Genomic DNA, 24,608 nt, shown 5'->3' with positions numbered 1-24,608 from the left:
AGACGTTAGTTTGGTGGCGTCAGGCTGACCCTGCTACCTCTCGGGTAACGCTCAAAGTCCAAAAACTCCGCGCTGATCCGGCTGCACCATATCCACGTACTCACGATGTTCACGAATGTAATTGGCCACAAAGGGACACATGGGGACCACCTGGCGTCCTTCAGCACGCAGGGTATCGAGCGTCTCCTGAACGAGCCGGGACCCCAGCCCCTGACCTTCGAACTCAGACCTGGTTTCAGTGTGGCTGAGCATAACCGCGTTTCCTGCCGGGCGGTATTCGGCGAAAGCGGCCAGCTGGCCAGACTTGTGTAACTCATAGCGATTGTGCTCGGCATTGTGGATCACCTGAACATCGGAGGTCATGCCCGAGGGTAGAGCCGTCGATACTTTTTCAGATGGGAACCGGTTCAGCCCTTCTGAAGTCAATACCCAGGACGTTTCTGCCGGCAGGGCGCATCCAGAACCCGGTTCCTAACGCGCTGAATCAGGCAACGTGCCGGCCAGACGCCTGAGGACAGCCACCTGGCCCCAGTGGTAGGCGCTGTGGGCCGCAAGGTCGATCAGAATCTCTCGGGCCCGCTCCGAGGGGTCCTGAGCCAGCGCCTGGGCCTGCAGCAGACCCAGTTCCAGTTCTATAAGGTGGGCCCTGAACTGGGCCTCGTCCAGGGCAGAGACTGGCCACACCGGCAGATCTTCGGGCCAGCTTTCACTTCTTCCTGAGGCAAGGTCCAGACTCGCGCGCTGGGTTACTGCCAGGTGTGCAATCAAGTCGGCCAGGGTATAGGGCAGCCCTTCAAAGGTGCGGCTGGCTTCGTCCCATTCCAGGTCCTGCACCAGTGTCCGAACGTCCCGGAAGCCGGAGCCCCCGAGCAGCAGGTATTGCAGGAGATTCATGCCAAGCAGGCTAGCAGGCGCCGCCTACCCGCTGTCTTCGCGCGCTTATGTGAAGGATATTCAAGGGCAAGCCAAGGGCCAGACACGAAAAATTTAAGGATATTGTCTGTCACTTCATGGCCCGCACCGCCAGACTCGAAACAGGAAATGACCGGCACCCCGGCTCCCTTGTGGCTCCGGGTTGTCTTGTGTTTTTCCACGAGGCCTGATGTCATGACCACGCTCTTCCCCACTCCACTTTCCGCTTCCCCGATCGAGATTCTTCTCGTGGAGGACAGCGAACCAGATATTCATCTGACGCGCGAGGCGTTTTCCGAAGCAGGCATTGCCAATACCCTGCATATTGCACGCGACGGGGTGGAAGCTCTCGAACTGCTGCGGTGTTGCCCCGACCGCCCCCGGATTCCCAGGCCAGATGTGATTCTTCTGGACATCAACATGCCCCGAATGAACGGTCTGGAACTGCTGGAGGAGCTCAAACGGGACCCTGACCTGATGACCATTCCCGTGATTATGCTGACCACCAGTCAGGCAGAAGAGGATGTCCTGCGTTCGTATCAGGCCTACGCTGCGAGCTACGTGGTCAAACCCGTGGAATTCGACCGCTTCTATGAGGCCATCCGAGCCCTCGGACGCTACATGTTGACCATCGTTCGCCCTCCAGGTCCTGGAGAGACAGGAGGGCCTCCACCTGCCCAGTAATCATCGTCCTGAATCATTGTCGGAGATCAACGCGTCCAACAGGCTGGCTGCTTCCTGCAGGCGGTGAGCCTGCACCCTTGCGGCGCTGCGGGTCTGTCGCCATTCGAGAACCACACGTGCCACGCCGAGCTTGTCCCGTCCCGTCTGACGAAGCGACTGAACGCGCTTTTCCAATAGCGCGACCTGCCGAATCAGACCCTCAAGCGCCCGCTGATGTGCACGCGCAGCGCTCAGGGTCGCATTCAGCTGGGCCTGGGCCTCATGCTCTGCCTGTGCGAGTGCGGCACGGGCCTGCTGAACCGCCGGGTCTTCGGTGGCCTGATCTCCCGATTGCCACCGGGCGTAGTTCAGCTGACTGCGAGCACGCAGCACTGCTGGATGAAGCGGAACACCCAACGAGTAACGAACGCTGGAGAGATCCATCATCGGAACCTCCACAGGGCTATCGGCGTCGTCGAGCCGGATCAGCGGACTGAACGACGCCAGGAAGGCGTCAGTCTGCTGGCTCATCAGCCGTGTATGCGCCAGTCTGGGACCAACCGGCTGGCCCTGCGCCTCTAACTGCTCAAGTTCCCGCACAGTCAGGTGCAGCACTTCTGCCTGCGCTGCGGCAACCGCAACCTGGTCTGCCACTTCCACACGGGCGTGATCTGCACGCAGCGAGCTCAGCACTTCCTCGGTCTCCCAGCGGCGGACCTCAGCCTGGGTGGCCTGCATGTCCCACTCAGCAGCGTCCTCAAGAGGGCTCAGGTCCGGGTTGGCGCGGATAGCCTCCAGGCTCCGGCCGGCAATTTCTGCGTGCGACCGCGCCAGCAGCAGGGGCAGGTCATGGGCCCGGCGGCCCCAACGCACGGGACCTGCTCCCAGCACCGGTGCAATTTCACCGCGCACCGGCTGGCTGGGGACAGGCACCGACTGTGCAAAAGTTGCCAGGTCCAGGGTGGCAGCTTCCACCCAACGTTCTGCCGCCGGGTCCCCTAAAAGGGCACGAACCAAGGCATAGATGTCCTGCATCAGGGCCACAACATCCCGTGGCCCCAAGACTCGCTGGGCAGGCCAGCCCCGGCGCTGCGCGGCTTCTTCAATGACCTGTTCGGCATCCCCCACACCTGTTTCCGGGCTCAGCCGCGCACGCAGCCAGTCGCGGTAAGGGTCCCGGGCAACTGCTGTCACGTACGGGCTCCGCGCTCCTGGACCCGACGCTGACGGGCACATTCGAACAGCACCAGTGCTGCGGCTGTTGCCACGTTCAGGCTGTCGGCGCCGCTGCCCTCGTGCATGGGAATGCTGACACTGTGGTCCGTGTGGCGCCAGCTTTCGGGGAGCCCGGCGTGCTCCGTGCCCAGCAGCAGAGCCACACGCCCGGTCAGGGGAGCGTCCCAGTAGGTCCGGGGGGCATCCGGAGTGCAGGCGACGGTGGTAAAGCCTCGCGTGGACAGCCACTCCAAGGCCGTGCCCTCGTCCAGGACAGCCACCGGCATGGTAAACACGCTCCCCTGACTGGAGCGGATCACGTTGGGTCCGTAAGGATCGGCGCCTCTCCCCAGGACAAGCACACCCTGCGCCCCAGCAGCGTCGGCACTCCGGAGAATAGCCCCCACGTTGCCGGGCTTTTCCAGGCCGTGCAGGACCACCAGAACAGCGTCGTTGCCCGGCTCCGGCAGGCGCGGGGCAGGAAGATCGGCTACACCCAGAAGACCGTCGGGATTCTCACGGCCGCTGACCTTTTCAAACGCGGCTCGGGACAGCTCCAGCCGGTCCCCGGGCAGCGTGGCAGCCAGGCTCCTGGCCTCCGGGCTGTACAGCTCAGGGCAGCAGTACAGCGTGTGAGGGGGCACGCTGCCCTGGACCGCCCGGGCAAGTTCACGCGCCCCCTCGATCAGAATTACACCGTGGGCTTCCCGCTCGCGGCGATTACGCAGACGCACCAGCCGCTTGACGTGTGGGTTCTGCAGGGAGGTAATGGTCTCAGCGCCGCTCATGCACCGCGCATTATGACGTGAAGGCGGGCAAGTCCGCCGGCCGCCGAGCGGCCGGCCGGGGGCGCTACCTTGCGGACATGGCTCTGGCGTACCCTCCGTTAAAACCCTGCCCCTGCGGATCCGGGCGAAGCTACTCAAACTGCTGCGGCCCCTTTCACAGCGGCGTGGCGCTGCCTTCCTCGCCTGAAGCCCTCATGCGTGCCCGTTACAGCGCCTATGCCCTTCGGGACGAGGCTTTCGTCCTGGACACCTGGCATCCGCATACCCGCCCGACCAGCATGGACCTTCACGACGGTACCCGGTACCTGGGCCTGAAAGTACACGGTGCCAGCGACCATGAAGTGACGTTTACCGCCAGTCTGCGGCTTCCTGGGGGCGAGCGGGCCCACCTGCGCGAACGCAGCACCTTTGCGCAGGTGGATGGCCGCTGGGTCTACGTCGACGGCGTTCAGCCCTGAAGGGAAACTCTGTGCAGATTCGGCGCGTACCAGCAGGCATGAGTGACACCGCAACAACACAGACCCGTGGCTCTTCCGCTCCAGTAAACCCGCCCAGGCAGGTGTCCGGCCGCACGGCCTTTACTGTTGGAGGAGTCGTCCTGGCCGGCCTGCTGCTGGCACAGGGCATCAAGGTGATCCCTGCCGGTTACGTGGGGGTGGTGTTCAGTGCCCTGAGCGGCGTGAAGCCCCAGCCGCTGCAGGAAGGCGTGCACTTCGTGGTGCCGTTTGTGGACCGGGTCAACCTGTATGACGGCCGGCTCCAGGAAATGACCCTGAGGCAGGGTGTCAGCGACGGAGATGAGGGAGCCATTCGGGCCCGCAGCAAGGAAGGCCTGGATATCACAGCCGATGTGACGGTTAACTTCCGCATCGACCGGACCAAGGCGGCCATCATGCACAAGGAACTGGGCCGCAACTACATGGTCACAGTGGTCAGGCCGCAGGTCCGCAGCAAGGTCCGTGACGCGATCGGGCAGTTCAACGCTGCCGATCTGATCAGTACCCAGCGCCAGGAGGTGGAGGCGAACATTACCCGCTCGCTGACCGAGATCTTCTCGAAGAACAATCTGCTGCTCGACAGCGTCCTGCTTCGCGAACTGCGGATTCCGGAAAGTGTGGCCAAGGCCATCGAGCAGAAGCAGACGGCCGAGCAGCAGGTCGCCGTCGAGAAAAACCGGCTTCAGCAGGCCAACATCAGTGCCCAGCGCGCCGTCGTGGAGGCAGAGGGCGCCGCCAAGGCAGCCGTAGCCACGGCCCGGGGTGAAGCACAGGCGCTGTCACTGCGTGGCCGGGCCCTGCGCGAGAACCCACAGCTGATTCAGCTGACCGTGGCCGAAAAGCTGTCGCCGGGCATCAACACCGTGATGCTTCCGGCAGACGGAAATTTTCTGCTGGACCTGAAGTCCCTGAGCGCCGCCACAAAAACAGCCGACTAAGGGGGTAGCATCCGTTCATGACGGCCGTCCTGATCCTGATCGTGATTTTCAGTGGGATTGCCCTGATTACGTACGTCAACAACACCACGCAGTCCAACCGGCGTGCCGCAGCGCTGACCAGACCGCCGCGTCCCGAGGCGCTCGCTGCCGCATCATCCACGGGCGTGGAGGCGTTGATCCTGGACCTGCCTGAGCCAGCCCGCAGCCGCGCCTGGGGCCTGCTGTGCGTCATTTCGGATGCTCAGCGGCTCACCAATACTGGAGCTGATGCCCGGACTGGCTATCTGCTGGCCCAGACGCGTCAGGCGTATCTGCCCGATACCCTGCAGGCCTATCAGGCCCTGACCGACGGCGCCCGGTCAGCCCTGGACGCCCAGGGTCAGCCTCCCGAACAGCTGCTTGAAGAGCAGCTGGCCCTGATGGAAGACGGTGTCCGGGAGGCCCTGCGCCACGACCATGCGGCGGCCGACCGCCTGCTGGCCCAGGGCCGCTTTCTGCGGGAACGCTTTGGAGAGGCGGGCCATGAACTCCGGCTGCCGGCCACAGGCAGCCGCGCGTCTCAAGATTAAACCCGGTTCAGATTTATCACGGCCCCTGGCCGGCTGAACTAGCCTGGACTCATCATGACGACCACCTCTGCATTCATCGGGCTTGGGGCAATGGGCTTCCCGATGGCCGCGCATCTCGCGCGGCTGGCCCAGGACACCGGGGGCCACGCGCTGGTCTGGAACCGTACTCCAGAGCGCGCCCGGGCCCACGCGGCGCAGCACGCGAGCACAGCCGTTGACCTTCAGGACTGTGCTCAGGCCGATGTGCTGTTCAGCTGCCTGCCCACCAGCGCCGAGGTGGATGAGGTCATCCGCCAGCTGGGCTCCCGGCTCCGTCCAGGTACCGTGTGGGTGGACTGTACCAGCGGACATCCGGATTCAGCGCGGCGACAGCGCGAAGTTCTGTCTGCCCATGGCGTGACCTTTCTGGACGCTCCCGTCAGCGGCGGGACCAATGGCGCCCAGGCCGGGACGCTGACGGTCATGGTGGGCGGCCCGGTTGCCGAAGTCGACGCCGTGCGCCCGCATCTGGCGTTTGCCGGCAAGGTCGTGCACGTGGGGGATACGGGTGCAGGTTTCGCCGTCAAGGCGATCAACAACGTCCTGCTGGCCGTCAACCTGTGGGCCGCGGGCGAGGGGCTGGCTGTCCTGGGCAAGCACGGCGTCGATATCGGCGCGGCGCTGGAAGTGATCAATGCCAGCAGTGGGCGCAGCAACGCCAGTGAGAATCTGATCGGACAGCGCGTGCTGACCCGCGAATTTCCGGTGACCTTTGCGCTGGGGTTGCTGGCCAAGGACGCCGGAATTGCCCTGGATGTGGTCGAAAGCGTCAAGGGCAGCGCCCCGGTGCTGGCACAGACCCTCGGCCTGTACCGGGCAGCAGCACAGATTATTGGGGAACATGAGGACCACTCGGCGGCTCTGAAACTCATTGAGCGTATGAACGCACAGGAGATCACATGACCACTTCCCCGTTCAGCATCATCACCGATGGCGGCCTCGACGCGTTTCCCAGCCTGCTCAACTCTGTTCCGGTCGCGCCGTTCGCCTTGAACTTCGGCTCGACGACCTACCGCATGAACGAAATTACACGGGAGGAACTGTACGAGAAGTTGCGGACCGATCCTGAGCACCCCACCAGCAGTCAGCCCACGCCGCAGGACTGGGTGACGGCCGCTCAGGAAAGTGGAGCCGCACAGATCCTGGCCGTGACCATCAGTGCCGGGCTGAGTGGCAGCCGGAATGCTGCGGAGCAGGCGCGAAGCCTGAATCCCGACCTGACCTGGCACATCCATGACAGCGGTACCCTGAGCGCTGCTCAGGCTTTTCAGGTGCATGCCGCCAGCACCGCAGTCCAGCGCGGTGAAAGTGTAGAAGTCGCGCTGGACTGGATGCAGAGAGTTCACCAGGAAACAGAACTGTACTTCACTATCGAGACACTGGAATATCTGCGCCGGGGCGGGCGGATAGGCCGGGTACAGGCCACACTGGGAGGGCTGCTTAACCTGAAGCCGGTGATCACGGTCGACAAGAGCACCGGCCAGTACACCAATGTCGGCCGGGCCCGCACCTACCGCAGCGCCATAGAAGCGGTGGCCACCCAGGTCACTCAGAAGTACGGGGAAGGCACCCCCCTGCGCCTGGGCCTGCTGTATGGCAGTGTGCGCGAAGACGCGGACACCGCCCTTGAGATTCTGCGCGGCCGGCACCCGATTGTCTGGTCTGACTTTGCCCCGGTTAATCCGGTGCTCAACATCCACACCGGGCCGCGCGCCCTGGGAATTGCGGCTGCAGCCGGGGCGTGGCCCTGGGAACGCTGAGAATCACGAATAAGCACGAATAAGAGCGCACTGGGTCAGGCTGACCCGGTGCGCTCGTTTTGGGTTCATGCCTGAAAAGGGAGACGACCGGCTGCCGGCAACTCTCCGCGGAGCCACCTGAGCACAGAAGCGCGTGCCTCTGGACGGAAACCGTACGACACGACAGCCGGCGCATCCACGTCCAGGATGGCGTAGGGGTTATAGAGGGCCAGGTGGAGGTCCGGCCGGGCACCTTGCAGCGCAGCGTGGCGGTGACGTCCTGTCGTGGCCAGAATCAAGGGAAGGCCCCGCGCTCTCAGGGCGGTCCAGTCCAGCTCATCGGGCGTCTGGAATGGAACAAGCTCCACCTCATACACCGCTCCCAGTTCGCGTGCCAGGGTCTCGGCGTCCGCTGCGGCCTCGCTGACCGTTTCCCGCTCCGGACTCCGGTGGGCAATCAGCACAACCCGTGAGTCTGGGGCTGGCGGCACAGGCTCGCCCCAGGTCGTCAACCCCTGCGCCCAGGCTTCTCCAAAAAAGCCCGCATCAGCCGCAGGATTCAATGTTTCATCGGCCTGAGCCGGATACTGAAGTGCGAGGGAACGCAGACGGTTCAGGCTGGCCTGCATCTCACCGCCGTCAAGAACGGTTTTCATAGCGGCCGCGATAGCCTGCAACGTCGCCTCCTGCACCTCACGGCGTCCCAGTGCCATCACCAGATCGGCACCAGCCTGAAGCGCCAGCACCGCCGCCTCACCACGGCCATAGTTGGCGTCGATGGCCTGCATGCCCATGCTGTCTGTCACGATGACGCCCTGGTATCCCCAGTCGCGGCGCAGCAGATCATGCAGCACCACGCGGCTCAGGGTGGCGGGGTGCCGGGGATCGAGTTCCGGATACACGATGTGCGCAGTCATGACAGCTGGCGACACGCCGAGCAGGGCCCTGAAGGGAGCTAGTTCGCCCTGTTCGAGTTCCACGCGGGTCTTGCGTACGGTGGGCAGGGCCAGATGGCTGTCCAGATGAGTATCGCCGTGACCCGGAAAGTGCTTGACACACGCCGCAATGCGCTCGGCGGCGTGTCCCTCCAGGGCAGCGCGGCCATGTCGGGCCACCAGCGCCGGGTCCGCACCGTAGGCCCTCTCCCCGATTACCGGATTCCCAGGGTTGAGATTGACATCCAGTACCGGCGCGAAATTCCAGTTGATTCCGACACTGCGCAGCTGCCGTGCCAGCGCGGCGTTGACGTCCCGGGTCAGCTGCCGGTCGTCTGCGGCTCCCAGCGCCATGGCCGAGGGCGCAAACGGCCAGAAATCCGGGCGAAGAATGGCGCCTCCCTCATGGTCCAGGGCAATCAGGGCGCCGTCGCCCATCAGGTCTCTCAGGTCACGGCACAAGGCCCGTAACTGGAACTCGTTGCGCACATTCTTGCCGAACAGGCAGACGCTCCGTACCCCATACCGGCGCAGAAAATCAGCTGTGTCAGGGTCCAGGGTGGGCCCGGGAATATCTACCATCGCCAGGGCGCCAGGCAGCAGGTCAGCTTGAGTCACGTCCAACAGCGTAAACGCATTGTGCCTTTCACCAGCGTTCCTGACCCGCAGGGAGGATTGGAGGTGAGAACGTGGCTCATATTCTCAGACACCTGCCTGACTCAGACGTTACAGTCTGTGCAGCTCGCTTATTCCGTCTTTATCCGGCTGCCATCCGTGCGCTGCCAGAGTTTCCCTGTGGCCTGACCTGAACAGGCCGATGTTCACCAAGGAGCCTGCATGAAAACACTTGCCCTGACCGCCGCCCTGCTTGCCGTGGGTACCGCCGGTGCCCAGAAGACGCAGCTCGAGTTCTGGACCATCAGTCTGGCTCCGTTGTTCAACGACGAAATGAACCGCTTGGTACAGCAGTTCGAGAAGGAAAACCCCAATGTCGAGCTCAAGTGGGTGGATGTCCCCGCCAATGCCATGGAGCAGAAACTGCTGGCGGCTGTGGCCTCCGGGAGGCCTCCGGCAGCGGTCAACCTGTCGTCGGACATGACCGTCAAACTGGTGCAGCAGGGGGCGCTCGAACCGCTGAGCCTCACGGCTGCCCAGAAAAAGCTGTATTTTGCGTCGCCGCTGGAGACCTTCACCTACGAGGACAAAATTATGGGCGTGCCCTGGTACTGGGCTCCCAAGGTCGTGGCGTACAACGCGGACATCTTCCGCAAGGCTGGGCTGGACCCGGCCAATCCCCCACGCACCATCCAGACGCTGATGTCGGCGGCCAAGCAGATCAAGGACAAGACGGGCCTGTACGGCTTCATGCCCAATATCAACGGCATCAACATGCTGTATCTGTTCCAGGAAGCCGGACTGCCGGTGCTGGACAAGTCCGGCGGCAAAGCCGTATTCAACAGCCCCGAGCACATCAAGCTGGTCCAGAGTTACGTGGACCTGTACCGCAAGGGCTACATTCCCGAAGACACCATGCGCCGCGGTTTCACGGCAGCCACCGAGCTGTATTCGGCTGGCAAGCTGGCCATGCTGATCACCGGGCCGCAGTTCATCCTGCGGGTACAGAACGACAACAAGGCCATCTATGACGTCACCCGCGTGGCGCCCTACCCCATCAACATCGCCGGCAACGTGATTCACACACCGCTGATGGGCTTTACCGTGCCCAAGGGCGTCAAGGACAAGGCCCTGGCCCAGAAGCTGGCCCTGTTCCTGACCAACGACACCAACCAGCTGGCCTTCTCCAAGGTCACCAAGACCACCTTCCCGTCCACCGTCAAGGCCAGCACGGACAAGTTCTTCAAGCAGGGTGGGTCGGGCGCTGTAGAGCAGGGCAAACTGGTGTCCAGTACAGAACTGAAAAAGGCCCGGGACCTGACTCTGGTCTATCCGGATGCCAGCAAGCTCAACAAGGTCTTCAAGGACAACATCGAGTCTGCCATGGCCGGGCAGAAGACAGTCAAGGCGGCCCTGGACGACATCGTGAAAGCCTGGAACGCCAGCCTGTAAACCAGGCGCCAGGGTTCAGGGGGAGTGGCTTGTGCGCCATTCCCCTCGTCTTTTTCATGAGTGATGGGCATACTTCGTCCAGTCCAATGTCAGTTCCCCGCGCCTCTTGCCCGAAAGGAGCTCTGAACCATGCGCATTCCTTCCCGCCGTGTCCCCACCGCCGTGCGTTCTCCGTCGTCCCATGTCCGGGGCCCCCACCTGAGGCTGCTGGGCGCCTGTCTGCTGGGCTCCGTTCTGCTCAGTTCCGCCACTGGAGCGCAGCTCAGCGTGACGCAGGTTTCCGACGCGCGTACCATTTCCGCACATCCCAGTCTGATTCCAACCCCGCAGAAGGCCGAATTTCCAGCCGGTACCCTGGCCCTCTCCGGGCTGGGACTCCAGATTTCGGGAAGTGCGCCGCAACTGGGCTGGGCAGCCCGTGACCTGCGCGCGACGTGGCAATCCCTGCTGGGCACAGGCCTGGCAGAAGCCGGCAGGACTCCCATCGTGATCGGGACCCGGGCGGACGCTGCGCTGGCAGCAAAGGCCCGGGCGGCAGGTCTGTATACCGAGGCTCCCGAAGGCTACGCCCTGTGGGTCGACGCCAGCGGCGCCTATGTGGTGGGAGCCGATGCTCAGGGGGCGTACTACGGCGCGCAGACTCTGGCTGGTCTGCTTACTCCTCAAGGTCTTCGCTACGCCCGGATTCAGGACGCCCCGGCTCTGAAACAGCGGGTGGCCATGCTGTATCTGGATTCCACCAGCCAGCCGGTCAATGACCGCCTGATTCCGCTTCTGGCACGGCTGAAGTTCAATACCGTCCTGGTCATGAGCAATTACGTGCAGTGGGACGCCGCTAAGGCCGGCGGCTGGGCACATCCGGGCGGCGCCACCAAGGCTGAGGCTGCGCGGGTGGCCCGGCTGGCGCGGGAACACGGCCTGGAAGTCATTCCCCTGCTGGAAACCCTGGGACATGCCGGCTGGATGTTCCACGGCGGACGCAACAGGGACCTGGTGCAGGACCCGGATTCGCAGCAGCCCTACGCCTATGACACACTCAATCCGCAAACCTACGACCGGGTCGTCTTTCCGGTCCTGAGCGAAATGATCGAGGTCTTTGGGCCCAAGGTCATTCACATCGGTCACGACGAGGTCCGTAACCGTGACCGTTTCCCGGCGCGCGCCAACGGCAAGGCTGCCGGCTTCGAGAAACTGTTCGTCGACGATACGGTCAAGATTCACGGATTTCTGAAAGCCCGAGGGGTAGGCACCATGATGTGGCACGACGCAGCGTTCAGTGACAGCGTCATTGCGACCCTGCCGGCCAGGCTGCCCAAGGACATTCAGGTTGCCTACTGGAATTACACCGCCGATGCCAACACCGGCATGCTGGACCGGATCAAGGCACTGGGCTTCCCGGTCCTGGGCGCGTCCTGGTACGAGGAGAGCAACCCCGAGGACATGGCCCGGGCCGCCGCCAGATCCGGCGCTGCGGGCATGATCCAGACGCGCTGGTCAGGGTACTTCGGCAATCCCAGTGTGTGGGACGGCATGGCCGAGCAGGGCGTGGCTCTGGTCCGCGCGGGTGCGAGTTTCTGGAACCCGGCAGCAGCCCCGCTGAAGGATCCTGTATCGGCCTACCGGGCCCTCTATCAGCCGCAGCGCTTTGGCCAGGCGCCGGGCGCACTAGTGAATCTGAGCCCGCTGGTGACGCGCAAGCTGACCGACGCAGACGGCAAGGGCTGGATCGGGAAGGGCGCGGAAACAGACCTGAGCCGCCTCCCCACCGGCAACGTGATGCTGGGCGGCTACCGTTTCGACGTCAGTGGGGCTGTGATGCTGCGGGGGGACCGCGCCGCAGCCAGGCAACTGCCTGAAAAGGTCACAGCTGAACTGGGGCGCAAGGCCGACGCGCTGGTGTTCCTGCACACGACCGGCTGGCCCGCGCCGACCAACCGGGAACCTATTGGCAGGTACGAGATCAAGTACACCGACGGCACCACGCAAAGCGTGCCTCTGGAGTATGGCCGGCATCTGCGGGCGTGGACCGATACCCTGCCCAGCAGCATGATTACTGCCCCAGCCTGGAGCGGACAGACCCAGAATGGGCTGGATGTCAACGTCACGCTTCTGGAATGGCCCAATCCCAAACCGGACCTCACGATTCAAAGCGTCACGCTGATCAGTGCCGGCAAAGGTGCCAACCCGACGCTGCTCGGACTCACCCTGATTGGAAGCCGGTGATCCAAGGGGTCCAGACCGGTTGACACCCTCGGCCTTCCCGCCTAGGCTGGGCGCACGCCAACTCGTTTAACCTACGGTCACGGTGCACTCATTCACAGTGTCCTGACCCGCCCGGAGGCTCCATGAAGAAATTGCTTCTTACCGCCCTGCTCGCCGCCCTTCCCACCGCTTCGGCCGCCACGCTGGTCTTCGGCGCCAACGGTGAACCCGTCAGCCTGGAATCCGGAAACATCACGGACGGCATCAGCATTCTGATTCAGCGTCAGATCTACGACACGCTGGTCGATTTCAAGAACGGCACCACCGACACCGAGCCCGGACTGGCCACCAGCTGGAAGAGCAATGCCAACGCCACTCAGTGGACCTTCAACCTGCGCCGCAACGTGAAGTTCCATGACGGCACGCCGTTCAACGCCGACGCAGTGGTCTTCAACATGAGCCGCTGGTGGGACAAGAGCCACCCCTACGGCTTCCGCGACCAGGGCCGCACCTACGAAATCGTGGGCGACCTGCTCGGCGGCTTCAAGGGCGACGCGACCTCGGTCATCAAGAACATCGTCAAGGTCAACGACTACACCGTGCGGGTGGACCTCAACAAGCCCAGCAGCGTCTTCCCAGAAGTCATCGGCGCGGGCTACTTCGGGATTGCCAGCCCCACGGCCATCAGGAAGGACGGCGCCAAATACGGCACGCCGGCCAGCAAGCCCATCGGCACCGGCCCGTTCATTTTCCAGTCATGGCGCACGGGTGACCGCGTGACCCTGGTGGCCAACAAGGCCTACTGGGGCACCAAACCCAAGGTAGACACCGTGGTGATCCGCGCCATCAAGGACGCGTCCCAGCGTCTGAACGAACTGAAGGCCGGCACCATCGACTTCACCGGCGACCTCAGCCCCGACAGCCTCAAGGCCATCAACGCCGACCGCAACCTTGTGGCCGTGAAGCGACCCAGCTTCAACGTGGGCTTCTTCACCATGAACAACAAAAACCAGTACCTGAAGAACGCACAGGTGCGTCAGGCGATCACCATGGCCGTCAACAAGAAGGCCATTGTTGATGCTTTCTGGAACGGTCTGGGTGTCAGCAACGCCAGCTTCCTGCCCCCCGTGCTGGACTGGGCCAACAGCAAGAGCGTGCCTGCCGACTACAAGTACGATCCAGCCGCCGCCAAGAAGCTGCTGGCCGACGCCGGTTACCCCAACGGCTTTACCATCGACCTGTGGTACATGCCCGTCAGCCGCCCCTACTTCCCGACCCCCAAGCCCATCGCCGAGGCCATTGCAGCTGACCTGAGCGCCATTGGCATCAAGGTGAACCTGAAGACCGAAGACTGGGCCAAGTACCTGGAAGACCGCAACAAGGAACCCGGCTTCGACATGTACATGATCGGCTGGACCGGCGACTACGGCGACCCGGACAACTTCTACGGCGCGTACTACGGCCCCAACGGCAGCAGCGACATCAACTGGAATCCACCCGAAGTGCAGGCCCTGCTCGAGCGTGGCCGCGCCGCCGTCGGCAAGGCAGAGAAGGCCAAGGTGTACGCTCAGCTTCACGAGCTTACCTACAAGGCTGCCTACCGCATTCCCATGGTGCACAGCAACCCGCTGGCCGCGGCCCGCTCCTACGTCAAGGGCTGGATTCCCAGCCCGCTGGGCAGTGAGGCCTTTAACACCATCAGCGTTGACGGCAAGAAGTAAGCACCCTCTGGCCTCCCCGGGAGAAGGCAGTTGACCCTCCCGGGGTCAGGCTTCAGGCAGCAGATACGGCGGGACGGGCCAGCTCGGAGCGGCCCGCCCCGCCTGACCTTGCGTCTCCGGAGAGTTCTATTCTGTTTTCCAAGGAGGTCCTATTTTGGGCAGTTATCTGATCCGGCGCCTGTTAAGGACCCTGGTGGTCATGCTGGGCATCAGCCTGGTGGTGTTTGTGTTCGTCCGTTCCATCCCTGGCGACCCTGCAACGGCGCTGCTGGGCGAGCGGGCGACGCCAGCCGCAGCGGCAGCTCTACGCGAGCAGATGGGGCTGAACAAGCCCTGGTTTTTCAATCCGTCCAACCCAATGGACGCCCAGTACCCCAAGTACATTCAGGCCCTGGTACAGGGTGATCTGGGCAGCGGCATCAAGAGCAATATCCCTGTTCGTGACGAGTTGGGATCCCGCTTCCCAGCCACGGCAGAGCTGAGTCTGGCAGCGCTCACCTTCGCGATCCTGATCGGCATGCCGGCGGGCATTATTGCGGCGTTGCGGCGCAACAGCATGTGGGACAACCTGGCGACCACCATCAGTCTGGTGGGGGTCAGCATGCCCGTGTTCTGGCTGGGTCTGCTGCTCTCGTATTTCTTTGCCGTGAAGTTGGGCTGGCTGCCTCCCAGCGCCCGTCTGGGCAATGAATCGACCCTCGAACCGATCACAGGACTGTATGTTCTGGACGCCATACTGCGTGGACAGCCGGCGGCACTCTGGGACACCCTGCGCCACCTGCTTCTGCCGGCCATCGCTCTGGGGAGTATTCCCCTGGCGATCATCGCGCGGATCACGCGCAGCAGCATGCTGGATGTTTTAGGACAGGACTACGTGCGGACGGCCCGTGCCAAAGGCCTGTCCGGACGCAGCGTGACCCTCAAGCATGCACTGCGCAACGCGATGCTGCCGGTGGTCACGGTGATCGGGCTGCAGGCTGGCGCTCTGCTGGGCGGCGCGGTTCTGACCGAAACCATCTTCTCGTGGCCGGGCATCGGGTCATGGGTGTATGAGGCCATCAGCCAGCGCGACTACCCTGTCATCCAGGGTGGAGTAATTTTTGCAGCGCTGGTGGTCAGCCTCGTGAACCTGCTGGTCGACCTCAGCTACGCCGCGCTTGACCCGCGCATTCAGTACAGGTGACCCCGTGACGACCATCTCCCCTACCCTGACCAAACCCCGCGGGTCCCAGAGCGTCTTCTGGCGCCGTTTCCGCCGCAGTACACCAGGCAAGGTCGGTGCTGTCATCGTGGCGCTCTTTGTCCTGCTGGCGATCCTGGCCCCGGTGCTCAAGCCCTATGACCCAACCACCGACCGTAATTACCGCATGAACCTCAAACCGCCGAGCGTTGCCGCGCTGTGGAACAAGGAGGTGGCCGAGACCTATAAGGATCCGGTCACTGGAAAAGTCAATGCCTGGGCTGCGCCCTTCGGAACAGACAACCTGGGCCGCAGTATTTCCACCCGGGTGCTGCACGGCGCGCAGCTGAGTCTGAAGGTCGGTGTTGTCAGTACCATCCTGGCCCTGGTCGTAGGATCACTGCTGGGTATCTTTGCCGGCTACTTTGGTGGCTGGCTCGACAATGTGCTGGGCTACTTCTCGGATGTCATGCTGGCATTCCCAGGAATTCTGCTGGCCATCGGCTTTGCAAGCATCTTCAATGCCAGTGATCCACCCCCCCCCATTGCCGTGATGGACCGGATGTTTGCCCTGAACAGCCCTCAGCTGGTGACCGCCATGCTGGCGGTGTCGCTGGTGCAGGTTCCCGTCTACCTGCGTCTGGCCCGTTCGGTGGTGCTGAGTGTCCGTGAGCGTGAATTTGTGCAGGCCGCTGGCGCGCTTGGTGCTTCCCAGGGACGCACCATTTTCCGGCACGTTCTCCCCAACAGCCTCTCACCTCTGATCGTTCAGGGCGCGCTGAGTATCGCCACCGCGACCATTGAGGTCGCTGCCCTGGGCTTCCTGGGCATCGGAGCCCAGCCGCCCATGCCGGAATGGGGCACCATGATCAGCGACTCGCGTCAGTACTACATTGACGCGCCGTGGACCATGCTGTTTCCAGGGTTCGCTATCTTCCTGACCGTGCTGGGATTCAACCTTCTGGGTGACGGTCTGCGCGACGTTCTTGACCCGCGCAGTACCCAGTAGCGGCGGCAAGCCAACACGATAAAGGCGGCCCCAGGGGGCCGCCTTTCTGTAGAAAGAGCCGCGTCCGGTAAGACGGACGCAGCTCCAGCACATATCCCCAAAACAATAACCAACCAGCAGAGTCTGTCGAAGACCAGCGGCTTCCAGGCAAAAGGCTCGTCGCGCCCTCTCCTCCCGATCACAGCCTGTTGCAATAAGAAGGAGCAGCACGGTGGCTGCTCCTTCCAGTGATGTCGTTTTGCCAGGCAGTGGATCAGGGTTGGGCCGGGCAGGCTTCTACGCCAGCACGGACGCCTCGCGTGAAGCGGCACCCGTATGTAGGTGCTGCGACCGTAGCGGCAGTCAGCACGTCATCACCAGTGGGCTTCACACCAGTTTTTTCCCAGATCACCAGGTCGTTGAAAGCTTCCACCAGTTCGGGGGCAGTGAACTCACAATGCCCAGCAGCGCGGATGGCCCGCTGCACCAGCCGGTCACCATTGCCGTTCGCCTGGGCCGCCAGCCGGTATTTCTGCTGATGGGCAAACGGCACATAGAAGTCGCCCAGGGTATGCAGGGTGAGCACCGGCACGCTGAACTCACCGTTCACCCGGGGCAACCACCGCAATCCATCAGGGCGTGCCTGATTGGCCTTCATTGAAGCAAATACGCGCGGGAGAGCGGCATTGAACGCCAGCTCTTCGGCCGTGGGGGTAGGGCCGGTGGTCCAGCGGTAGGTCACGCCGACATTTCCATACAGAGACTTGTTCAGAATGCCGTTAATCGTGCCGTCCGCTCCACCCGTGCTGAACACGGCACTCTGCGTACCAGCCAGTCGGAAGCCCAGTTCGAAGACCGGGCGGTCGCCACCGGTGAGATTGCGCGCAAGGTCCCGCAACTTAGCGCCCTGAGTTGGATTTTCGGTCCAGTGGGAGCCCTCAGTTTCCGTGAACAGCGCCGCCTTGATGGCCGCCAGCCTGTCCTGATAGTCGGCCTGAGGATAGGTCCGTGTGCCCTGACCGGCCAGCTGCGCGGCGGCCATGGTGTAATCTCCCAGCCACTGGAATTCGTATTCCTCGTCCATGACCCCACAAAGAGGAAGGGCGGCGGCATAGTTCACTTTGCTGCGTGCGGTGGCCAGCGTTTCCTTTTCAACGGCTGCACCTGCGATATGGCCGCCCATCGAGACGCCCATGATCAGGTACTTGCCGGGCTTGGCGTGCTTTCCCCCAGTCAGTGTGGGGAACGCCAGCGCCAGCGCGTTGGTGTCTTCCACACCAGCCTGCACGTCGTAGTAGTTGGCCGAGTAACTGCTTGCGGCCCAGGCGTAGCCCTGGCTAAGCAGGTAAGTACGGAGTGCCGGCGGCGCGACTTTCAGTTCCTGGCCTGTGCCCGCGTAGCCGTGAGCGTACATGACCAGCGTGCCGTTCCAGTTGTCGGGCACCTCAATCTGGTAGCTCGCCTGGCCTTTCAGGCCAGCGTAGGTTCCCTGATACAGACTTGCGCCCGGGACCGGCGTCGTGGTCGGCACCACAGGCGTGAAAGTGCGGGCGTCGTGGGGACGGGTCTCCGCTACTGGAGCGGGGGTGGTGCTGCAACTGGCCAGCAGCAGACTTGCGGCCAGGACAGCTAAGGCAGGGCGAACAGAAAGGCGTAGTGCAACAGTCATGAATCCTCCAGGATCAGGGAATGTCAATTTGAGGGCCAAGGGCACACCGCAGGAAGTACGCGGCTCACGCCACGCACGACAGATACTCAGAATCTGAAAACAACCGTACTCTACGGCTTTTAGGTAACCAGGTGTCAACTCCCGGACAGGGTGTGCCCAGGTGTGGCACTGTCAGAGCCAGCTTCAATCCATACCCTGACCAGTACCGCCCGTCAGAAAAAGCTCACCAGCTGGATATGAAACGGCCAGACTCCTTAAAAGAGCTCTGCGCGCCGCAACAGACATGTAGGCAGGCCGTGGACATGACCTGCCAGCAGAGGACCATCTCCCTTTGGAATGCTCTTGTGGCCTAGGAAATGAAGTTTGGTTACTGCCTTGATCAGACAGCAGATGCCACGACGTCTATAGTCCCCTGTGATCCTGCTGAGCCATCCCGGAAGTTACCGTCACCATATGACTCCCGTACCCTAGTGCAGTAATGCTGCGATCTCAGACAGATCCTGAGCATGAAAGCGCTGCCCCGTGGCGTGTTCCAGCTGCCGGGCCAGGCGGCGGGCGGGCAATGATGACAGGTCCAGCACAGTGGCCCCTGAAGCGCCGACGACCGCGTGTCCGGTCAGGTCTGCCAGGGTGTGATAAGGCTGCAGAAGTCCCAACGGCAACGATCCGCCGGTCAGGACAATCAGGTCCGCCCGTTCGGCCAGGGTCGCCAGCGCTGCGTCACGGCGGCTGACCGGGAAGGTCCGCAAACCAGCCGGAAGATGACGGGCTGCGCGTTCGGCATCTGGAAGCGTCTCGGCCGCTACCCCGATGTTGGCAAAACCCAGCCGGGCCAGTGGGAGCGCCAGTGTAAGGTCCACGGCGTCCAGGCCAATCAGCAGGGCGCCAGCCCCGCGAGTGGCATAGCCGCTGTCGGTCAGGGCTTCGCCCAGAGCATCTGACAAGGCGAAAATGCCATGTGTGCCCCCCGCAAATGCCAGGGCGTCCACCCGGCCTACCCGCCGCGCACCGGCATCTGGGGTGCTGATATCAGGCAGATGCGATTCGAGGGTCGAGTGCACTATGGCCCCGGTGAAGTGCAGCGCCCGGCAGGCCTCCAAAGTAGCTCCCAGGTTATCGGTCGGCACACTCATGGCCAGCAGTCCCAGCGCCCTGAGGGCACGCGCGGCGTCAGGTGGGTGACCGATCAGGGCCAGGGGCGTGTCGAAGGGCGCAGGCATCAGCGGAAAGTGTAGCGTGCGTCCTGCCCGGCCGCAGCGGCCTGCAGTTCACGGCACGCTTTTGATCATGCCGTCTTACCCCTGACGCCGCAGGCCGACAGCCAATGCTGCTGCTGCCAGGGGGACCAATGACCGGGTCTGTCCGGTAACCACACCTCCCAGAATGGTCAGCACAGCCGCCTGACGGGCCCGCTGGACCCTTACAGGCTGCACCGTTCGCGGTGGATGGTCACACTCCGCTGCTGTCAGTTCCGGTTCGATCAGCCGAGGTGCCAGAATCAGGGCAGCAAGTCCGGTAATGCTGGCTGGCAGGGAAGCGCCGGCCCCTCCGCTGAGAGCAGGCACCAGCGCCCCGCCCATCGGCCACAGGGCCTTGGCACCGGGTGTAACGTAGGGCGTCACGGCAGGCAGCAGCGCAGCCGCCTTTTCACCGCAAGCCGCACTCAGGCCGGCCTGACCAGCCAGGGCCGCGAGATCAACTGCCGTGGGACCACGCCCAACAGTCCCAGCCATCACTCGCAGCGCGCTCAGGGCAGCCAGCCCGGACAGGGGATTGCCGGGGCCGCCCATCCATGCGGCTGCCGCGGCGACCGGGAGCGCCACGGTGGCCGTCTCAGAATGGTCAGGGTCAAGCTCACGCGCGGTAGCCCAGGCCAGAAACGCTGCGCCGCCTACCCCCAGCGCATCTGCCCAACTCCCGCCCAGCAGCCTCGCGGTCACGGCCGCCGCCACTGCGCCTCCTACGGCGTACCGGTTAGACGCATAGCGCAGATCCACTGGACGGGCGAGTGCAGACTCCTGGAGCAGGTCTGTGAGTGTATTGCTCAGGGCTTGGGTCATACGACACGGTACGCCGAGGGCCCGGGCTGGGTATCCAGCCCTCAAGGTTCCCTCAAAGGCCAGGCCCGAAGGCTGCCGGAAATCCAGCAGCCCAGGTGCCTGGGCGGCCTTCTCTGCCAGTCAAACTATGCCAGCCAGAAACAGGGGTCGCGTCTTCGTCGCGTTAGGCGCGCATCACACAGGCTTCAGGTCGTGTAGTCAGCGTTGATGCTGACATATTCAGCACTCAGGTCGCAGCCCCAGGCCTCCCCCACGGCTTCTCCAACCCCCAGGTTGATTTCGAAAACAACCTCTTCAGCCTTCATGCTCTGGCTGACCGTCGCATCGTCATAGGAAAGCGGCTTGCCCGCAAAGACGGCGTGGCCCTGGACACTGACGGTCATCGCCTCGACATTTACGGCTGCGCCACTGCGGCCTACCGCCATGATGACGCGTCCCCAGTTGGGGTCGTTGCCGTGTACTGCGCTCTTGAGCAGCGGGCTCACGCAGCAGGTGCGGGCAGCGTTCAGGGCCTCGGCCTCGCTCCGTGCCCCTGACACACGCACGGTCAGGAGCTTGGTCGCGCCTTCTCCATCGGCGGCGATCTGGCGGGCCAGGTTGCGCATGACTCCTTCGAGCGCTTCCAGGAACTCTTCCAGCGGTACCGGCCCCGCCAGGCCATTGGCCAGCACCACTGCCATGTCGTTTGTGCTGGTGTCTCCGTCTACGGTCACGGCATTGAATGTGCGCGCGACAATAGCTGGGAAAGCAGCGCGCAGGGCGGATTGATCGACCTGGGCGTCGGTAAGGGCAAAGGCAAACATGGTGGCCATATCGGGATGAATCATGCCGCTGCCCTTGGCAGTTCCCACGATCCGCGCGCCGGTGCTGAGGGTCACGGAGGCCGTTTTGGGCCGGGTATCGGTGGTCATGATGGCCTGGGCAAAGAGGTCAGCGCCACTTCCCAGGTCTTCGGGCAGATGCTCGATGCCGCTGAGTACCCGGTCCATAGGCAGCAGGTGCCCGATGATGCCGGTGCTGGCGGTCAGCACACTGTCCTGAGGCACATTAAGCACGCTCCCCAGCGCGTCGGCCATATCAGCGTTATCGGCTGCGCCCCGGGCACCTGTGGCGGCGTTGGCGTTGCCGGCATTGACCAGCAGCGCGCGCACTGGCCCACCCTGAGCGTAGACATCACGGTTGCGGGTCACGCAGGCCGCAGCTGTCGTGCTGCGGGTCCCTGCGAAGGCCCAGGCACAGTCGGCATCTGAAACCACAGTGCTCAGATCGGTCCTGCCACTGGGCTTGATTCCAGCGGCAAGGGCCGCGGCGCGAAAACCGGTTGGAAGCTGGAGATCGGTCATGCGCAGAGTCTAGCGGCCACCTGCCCTGACCTTCAGGTCTTCCTGCCCGGAGCTGTGGCCCGTGCCTTCTGGAGTGCAACCATTGGCACTTGACCGCCACCATAGGCAGATCCTGATTCTCACTTCAAACTTGCTTACGCCCGAGACATCACCTTCGCCGAGAAGCGAGTAGGCAGTGCCCCATTACTACAGCTGCATGCTCTGGCCAGCACTCAATCCAAGAGCCAGACCTGTCATTGGCCCGGCTTACCTGTGTGATAACCGTGACCTGATCAGGCTGACGGCCGGTATCCATCAGGTCCGATGGATTGCACAGACCGGTTCCCGGAGGGTATACGCCGGCAAGACGCGCTACCAGGAAAAGACTGTCAGGACAACGTCTCGCTCAGGACCCTTGTATGCCAGATTGTGCCGGTCGGGTGAGAGTGGCACCGCGGCTCCGGGCCAGAGCGGCCGTGCCGAGGCGAGCCGGGAGCTTACTGGCTATGGCATCAGGGGCTTTGGGACGCGCTCGCCACAGGAATGTCACAGCTGATCCGGGCCAACACCTACGTGACCAGCATGATTATTGGTGCGCGCAGCGGGCTTTCTTGACAAGGACGAGCCTCCAGCACCAGGGCGCATGGCCTGATTGCCATATGATTCACCTTCCACGTTCCTCATACGCACTTCATGAGCAGCGTGGATGCGGCGGATAGGGTGAGACCACATGAAGCGCGCTCTGCTTGTCACCCTGTCCGCCGCCACTGTTCTGTCCGGTCTGGCCGCGGCAGCCCCCGTGAAACTTGGCATTCTGCCAGTCACTGTGGAACCCAACGCCAAGCTCCTGACCCTGACCGCCGAGGGCATCCGCAAAGCCTTTCCATCAGCCGCTGGCCGACCAGACGTCGTTTTTGTGACCGAAGACCGCAAGGTCAGCGTCGCGTTCGAATGGCGCGAAGGCAAACTGGCCACCAATGAAGTCGAAAAACTGGTTGCCCAGTTTCCTGCTCTGATCCGGGCCCAGGTTCCCAATATCAAGTCCCTTAAGGCCAATCTGCTGCAGCAGGGCGGAACGTCCTGGGCGCAGTTTGTATTCACTACTCCCGGACAGGGCGATGAACTACGCCGTGAACTCCTGATGACCAGCCTGAACGGCCGCCTTCTTGTGGTCACAGTGGCGGGTAACGTCAAGGACTACAGCCGCAATGAAGCTGTTATCAAGAACCTGACCAGCAGTGTGAGGCTGAACTGAACCTGTTCCCCGTGGGCCAGAAGCCCGGAAAGGTCAATATGATGGCGGACGTGCAGATCATGTCGGCTGTTCAGCCTCTGGAGGGCACTGTGCTGGTGTCACGCCATGGAGGTGTGGTGGCCGAGCGTGCCCGCTGGCAGGACCGCGACGTATTCGTTAAAACCCTCGAATCCAATGACACCGACACAGTGGCACGTTTCGAACACGAAGGAACCGTGGCGTCCTGTCTGAATCATCGGCAGCTGGCGACATTACTGGCCCGTTCTCCCACACAGCTGTTCTTTTCATGGATTGAGGGCTGCACCTTGCGCCAACGGATCGAGAACGGTCCCCTGCCTGTACCTGAAGCACTGAGGGTTACGGCGGGCGTGCTGCAAGGTCTGCGCCAACTGCATTGGCAGGGCGTCACCCACCAGGACCTGAAGCCGGAAAATGTGCTTCTGGCTAAAAGCCGGCCACTGGCCGACGCCGTCCGAATCATCGATTTCGGCATGAGCCACGCCCGCGGGCTGCCTCTGGATATCCACCAGGGCACCCGCATGGGCACGCCGCATTTCATGGCCCCCGAGCAGTTCCGCGGCCTGCGGGGAGAGCCGCGCAGTGACCTGTATTCGGCTGGTGTCCTGCTGTTTGACTGTCTGGCGGGCTTCCCACCGTACGAAGATGCCATGGGCTGGCTGGCTGGCCTGCACGACGATCGCGCGGCGCTTCCCGGCCCACGTAGCCTGCATCCGCTGATGCTGGCCGCCATGCGGCGCGACCCTCAGGACCGCCCGGGAAGCGCCGCGGTCATGCTTGACTGGCTCTCAGAGATAGCCGCCGGGCTTGGTGTAGACCTCACTGCTCAGGGTGATTCACTCCTGAGCAGCTGAGGGCGCAGCGGGATACAGTCGGGGCGTGGCCCTGCTCGCATTTACCGGAAACCGGTTTCTGGCTGATGAAACCCTGCGTGATTCACTGCGCGCCCGTGGGCTCAACCCCCGTGAACTACCCCGGTTGGGCGGCGAGGACGTCAGCGCTGAGGGGTTGCGTCCCCACCTCTCTCCTGGGCTGTTTGGGGATGGAGGCGTCATTGTCGACCTGGAGGGTGTCAAGGCTGACAAGGCGCTGCTTGAGCTGCTCTCAGGCGCGCCGGTCACGGTCGCGCTGCTTGACGAGGCTCCGCCGGCGACCCGCCTCAAGCTGTACGAAAAACACGGCGAGGTCATCCCTTCGCCAGCACCGGTTAAACCAGGAGACGTGACCGGTTGGGTGGTGCAGCGTGCCAAAAAAGCTGGGCTTCCTCTGGAGCGCGACGCCGCTGCGTATCTGGGTGAGGTGTTTGGGCCTGACCTTGCAGGCATCGTCGGCGAGTTGAACAAGCTGGCTCTGCTGGACGGCGCTCTGGACCGCGTCACTGTTCATCGCGTCGTCGGCCGGGAGCCTCCAGGGGACAGCTTTGCCATGCTGGGCGCAGCCACTGCCGGGCGGCCCGGCGAAGCATTGACGCAGTTGCGGCGGCTTCTGGCATCCGGCGAGGACCCTTTCAAGCTGATGGGCGCAGTGATCTGGCAATACAGCCTGGTGGCCCGCTGCGTGGCCCTGCTGCAGGAAGAAGGCCGCGTCACCGAAGCGCTGGCGGCGCAGCGGCTGGGGGTCAAGCCGTACCCGGCAAAGAAAGCCCTGGATGTGGCCCGGCGGCTGAATGAAGCCCGCATGCGAGGGCACCTGAGCCGCATCCTTGAAGCGGACCTGGGAATGAAGCGCGGCCTTGATGCTGGCACGGTGCTGGAGCGGCTGATTGTGCAACTGAGCGTGTGACGGCTTCCCGAATTGCCTAACGACCGTTAGGCTATAAGAGTCTGTTCTC

At 63.3% G+C, this 24,608-nt stretch carries 23 protein-coding genes and 1 pseudogene; 15 read left to right on the top strand and 9 right to left on the bottom strand.

Annotated features, from left to right (window positions below):
• Window positions 1-51: 51 nt before the first annotated feature.
• Together DEIDE_RS05920 and DEIDE_RS05915 are read right to left on the bottom strand one after the other, a co-directional pair.
• Complete coding sequence (locus DEIDE_RS05920) at window positions 52-363, bottom strand: GNAT family N-acetyltransferase (protein WP_041227134.1); 312 nt, start codon at window positions 361-363, stop codon at window positions 52-54.
• A 108-nt stretch (window positions 364-471) separates the two neighbouring features.
• Window positions 472-894 carry a hypothetical protein gene (locus DEIDE_RS05915; protein ID WP_012693043.1) on the bottom strand — a complete coding sequence of 141 codons (423 nt, stop codon included), beginning with the start codon at window positions 892-894 and terminating at the stop codon, window positions 472-474.
• 213 nt (window positions 895-1,107) lie between these two features.
• Here DEIDE_RS05915 and DEIDE_RS05910 point away from each other — a divergent pair, with 213 nt between their 5' ends.
• On the top strand, window positions 1,108-1,596 hold the full coding sequence (locus tag DEIDE_RS05910) for a response regulator (protein ID WP_012693042.1): 489 nt from the start codon (window positions 1,108-1,110) through the stop codon (window positions 1,594-1,596).
• On the opposite strand, the gene DEIDE_RS05905 is transcribed toward DEIDE_RS05910, so the two are convergent.
• Complete coding sequence (locus tag DEIDE_RS05905; RefSeq protein ID WP_012693041.1) at window positions 1,597-2,769, bottom strand: hypothetical protein; 1,173 nt, start codon at window positions 2,767-2,769, stop codon at window positions 1,597-1,599. It abuts the gene before it with no gap.
• Window positions 2,766-3,578 (bottom strand): TrmH family RNA methyltransferase, encoded by an 813-nt coding sequence (locus DEIDE_RS05900; protein ID WP_012693040.1) that lies wholly within the window; start codon window positions 3,576-3,578, stop codon window positions 2,766-2,768. The genes DEIDE_RS05905 and DEIDE_RS05900 overlap by 4 nt, the downstream gene beginning before the upstream one ends.
• 77 nt (window positions 3,579-3,655) lie before the next feature.
• Between DEIDE_RS05900 and DEIDE_RS19485 the strand changes: the two are divergent.
• The 6 genes and pseudogenes from DEIDE_RS19485 to DEIDE_RS05875 all read left to right on the top strand — a co-directional run.
• Window positions 3,656-3,730, top strand: a pseudogene (locus DEIDE_RS19485) (SEC-C metal-binding domain-containing protein); the annotation flags it as partial.
• A 12-nt stretch (window positions 3,731-3,742) separates the two neighbouring features.
• The gene (locus tag DEIDE_RS05895; RefSeq protein ID WP_275040574.1) at window positions 3,743-4,036 is read left to right on the top strand and encodes a YchJ family protein; all 294 of its coding nucleotides are present in this window, start codon (window positions 3,743-3,745) and stop codon (window positions 4,034-4,036) included.
• Window positions 4,037-4,074: 38 nt separating this feature from the next.
• A complete protein-coding gene (locus DEIDE_RS05890; RefSeq protein ID WP_012693038.1) occupies window positions 4,075-5,013 on the top strand; it encodes a prohibitin family protein in 939 nt (312 codons plus the stop codon).
• A gap of 17 nt (window positions 5,014-5,030) precedes the next feature.
• Window positions 5,031-5,582 carry a hypothetical protein gene (locus DEIDE_RS05885; RefSeq protein WP_012693037.1) on the top strand — a complete coding sequence of 184 codons (552 nt, stop codon included), beginning with the start codon at window positions 5,031-5,033 and terminating at the stop codon, window positions 5,580-5,582.
• 54 nt (window positions 5,583-5,636) lie between these two features.
• Window positions 5,637-6,524, top strand: coding sequence for an NAD(P)-dependent oxidoreductase (locus tag DEIDE_RS05880; protein ID WP_012693036.1), 888 nt, complete (start codon window positions 5,637-5,639; stop codon window positions 6,522-6,524).
• Window positions 6,521-7,381: a DegV family protein gene (locus DEIDE_RS05875; RefSeq protein ID WP_012693035.1), complete on the top strand. Its 861-nt coding sequence runs from the start codon at window positions 6,521-6,523 to the stop codon at window positions 7,379-7,381. The genes DEIDE_RS05880 and DEIDE_RS05875 overlap by 4 nt, the downstream gene beginning before the upstream one ends.
• A 65-nt stretch (window positions 7,382-7,446) precedes the next feature.
• On the opposite strand, the gene DEIDE_RS05870 is transcribed toward DEIDE_RS05875, so the two are convergent.
• The gene (locus tag DEIDE_RS05870) at window positions 7,447-8,913 is read right to left on the bottom strand and encodes a glycoside hydrolase family 3 protein (protein WP_242402964.1); all 1,467 of its coding nucleotides are present in this window, start codon (window positions 8,911-8,913) and stop codon (window positions 7,447-7,449) included.
• A 219-nt stretch (window positions 8,914-9,132) separates the two neighbouring features.
• On the opposite strand from DEIDE_RS05870, the gene DEIDE_RS05865 reads away from it, so the two are divergent.
• The 5 genes from DEIDE_RS05865 to DEIDE_RS05845 all read left to right on the top strand — a co-directional run bounded on the left by DEIDE_RS05865 (window position 9,133) and on the right by DEIDE_RS05845 (window position 16,474).
• On the top strand, window positions 9,133-10,362 hold the full coding sequence (locus DEIDE_RS05865; protein ID WP_012693033.1) for an ABC transporter substrate-binding protein: 1,230 nt from the start codon (window positions 9,133-9,135) through the stop codon (window positions 10,360-10,362).
• A gap of 129 nt (window positions 10,363-10,491) precedes the next feature.
• Entirely contained in the window at window positions 10,492-12,585 is a 2,094-nt protein-coding gene (locus tag DEIDE_RS05860) for a beta-N-acetylhexosaminidase (RefSeq protein WP_012693032.1), read from the top strand.
• Between the two features lie 122 nt (window positions 12,586-12,707).
• Window positions 12,708-14,285: an ABC transporter substrate-binding protein gene (locus DEIDE_RS05855; protein WP_012693031.1), complete on the top strand. Its 1,578-nt coding sequence runs from the start codon at window positions 12,708-12,710 to the stop codon at window positions 14,283-14,285.
• Window positions 14,286-14,439: 154 nt separating this feature from the next.
• Window positions 14,440-15,468 (top strand): ABC transporter permease, encoded by a 1,029-nt coding sequence (locus DEIDE_RS05850; RefSeq protein WP_012693030.1) that lies wholly within the window; start codon window positions 14,440-14,442, stop codon window positions 15,466-15,468.
• A gap of 4 nt (window positions 15,469-15,472) precedes the next feature.
• Window positions 15,473-16,474: an ABC transporter permease gene (locus DEIDE_RS05845; RefSeq protein ID WP_012693029.1), complete on the top strand. Its 1,002-nt coding sequence runs from the start codon at window positions 15,473-15,475 to the stop codon at window positions 16,472-16,474.
• 253 nt (window positions 16,475-16,727) lie between these two features.
• On the opposite strand, the gene DEIDE_RS05840 is transcribed toward DEIDE_RS05845, so the two are convergent.
• The 4 genes from DEIDE_RS05840 to argJ form a co-directional block, all read right to left on the bottom strand.
• Complete coding sequence (locus tag DEIDE_RS05840) at window positions 16,728-18,122, bottom strand: hypothetical protein (RefSeq protein ID WP_012693028.1); 1,395 nt, start codon at window positions 18,120-18,122, stop codon at window positions 16,728-16,730.
• Between the two features lie 467 nt (window positions 18,123-18,589).
• Window positions 18,590-19,342 (bottom strand): shikimate dehydrogenase, encoded by a 753-nt coding sequence (locus DEIDE_RS05835; protein ID WP_012693027.1) that lies wholly within the window; start codon window positions 19,340-19,342, stop codon window positions 18,590-18,592.
• A gap of 75 nt (window positions 19,343-19,417) precedes the next feature.
• On the bottom strand, window positions 19,418-20,182 hold the full coding sequence (locus DEIDE_RS05830) for a hypothetical protein (protein WP_012693026.1): 765 nt from the start codon (window positions 20,180-20,182) through the stop codon (window positions 19,418-19,420).
• 185 nt (window positions 20,183-20,367) lie between these two features.
• On the bottom strand, window positions 20,368-21,525 hold the full coding sequence (gene argJ, locus DEIDE_RS05825) for a bifunctional glutamate N-acetyltransferase/amino-acid acetyltransferase ArgJ (RefSeq protein WP_012693025.1): 1,158 nt from the start codon (window positions 21,523-21,525) through the stop codon (window positions 20,368-20,370).
• Window positions 21,526-22,234: 709 nt separating this feature from the next.
• Between argJ and DEIDE_RS05820 the strand changes: the two genes are divergently transcribed.
• Genes DEIDE_RS05820 through holA form a run of 3 tightly spaced genes read left to right on the top strand, consistent with a single transcriptional unit; the run spans window position 22,235 to window position 24,559 of the window.
• Window positions 22,235-22,759: a hypothetical protein gene (locus DEIDE_RS05820; RefSeq protein ID WP_012693023.1), complete on the top strand. Its 525-nt coding sequence runs from the start codon at window positions 22,235-22,237 to the stop codon at window positions 22,757-22,759.
• Window positions 22,760-22,800: 41 nt separating this feature from the next.
• A complete protein-coding gene (locus DEIDE_RS05815) occupies window positions 22,801-23,631 on the top strand; it encodes a serine/threonine-protein kinase (protein WP_420809963.1) in 831 nt (276 codons plus the stop codon).
• 25 nt (window positions 23,632-23,656) lie between these two features.
• A complete protein-coding gene (gene holA / locus DEIDE_RS05810; protein WP_012693021.1) occupies window positions 23,657-24,559 on the top strand; it encodes a DNA polymerase III subunit delta in 903 nt (300 codons plus the stop codon).
• The last annotated feature ends 49 nt before the right edge of the window (window positions 24,560-24,608 follow it).

Source organism: Deinococcus deserti VCD115, assembly GCF_000020685.1.
Taxonomy (GTDB): Bacteria; Deinococcota; Deinococci; order Deinococcales; family Deinococcaceae; genus Deinococcus; species Deinococcus deserti.
This window is presented reverse-complemented; position numbering and strand designations above follow the sequence as displayed.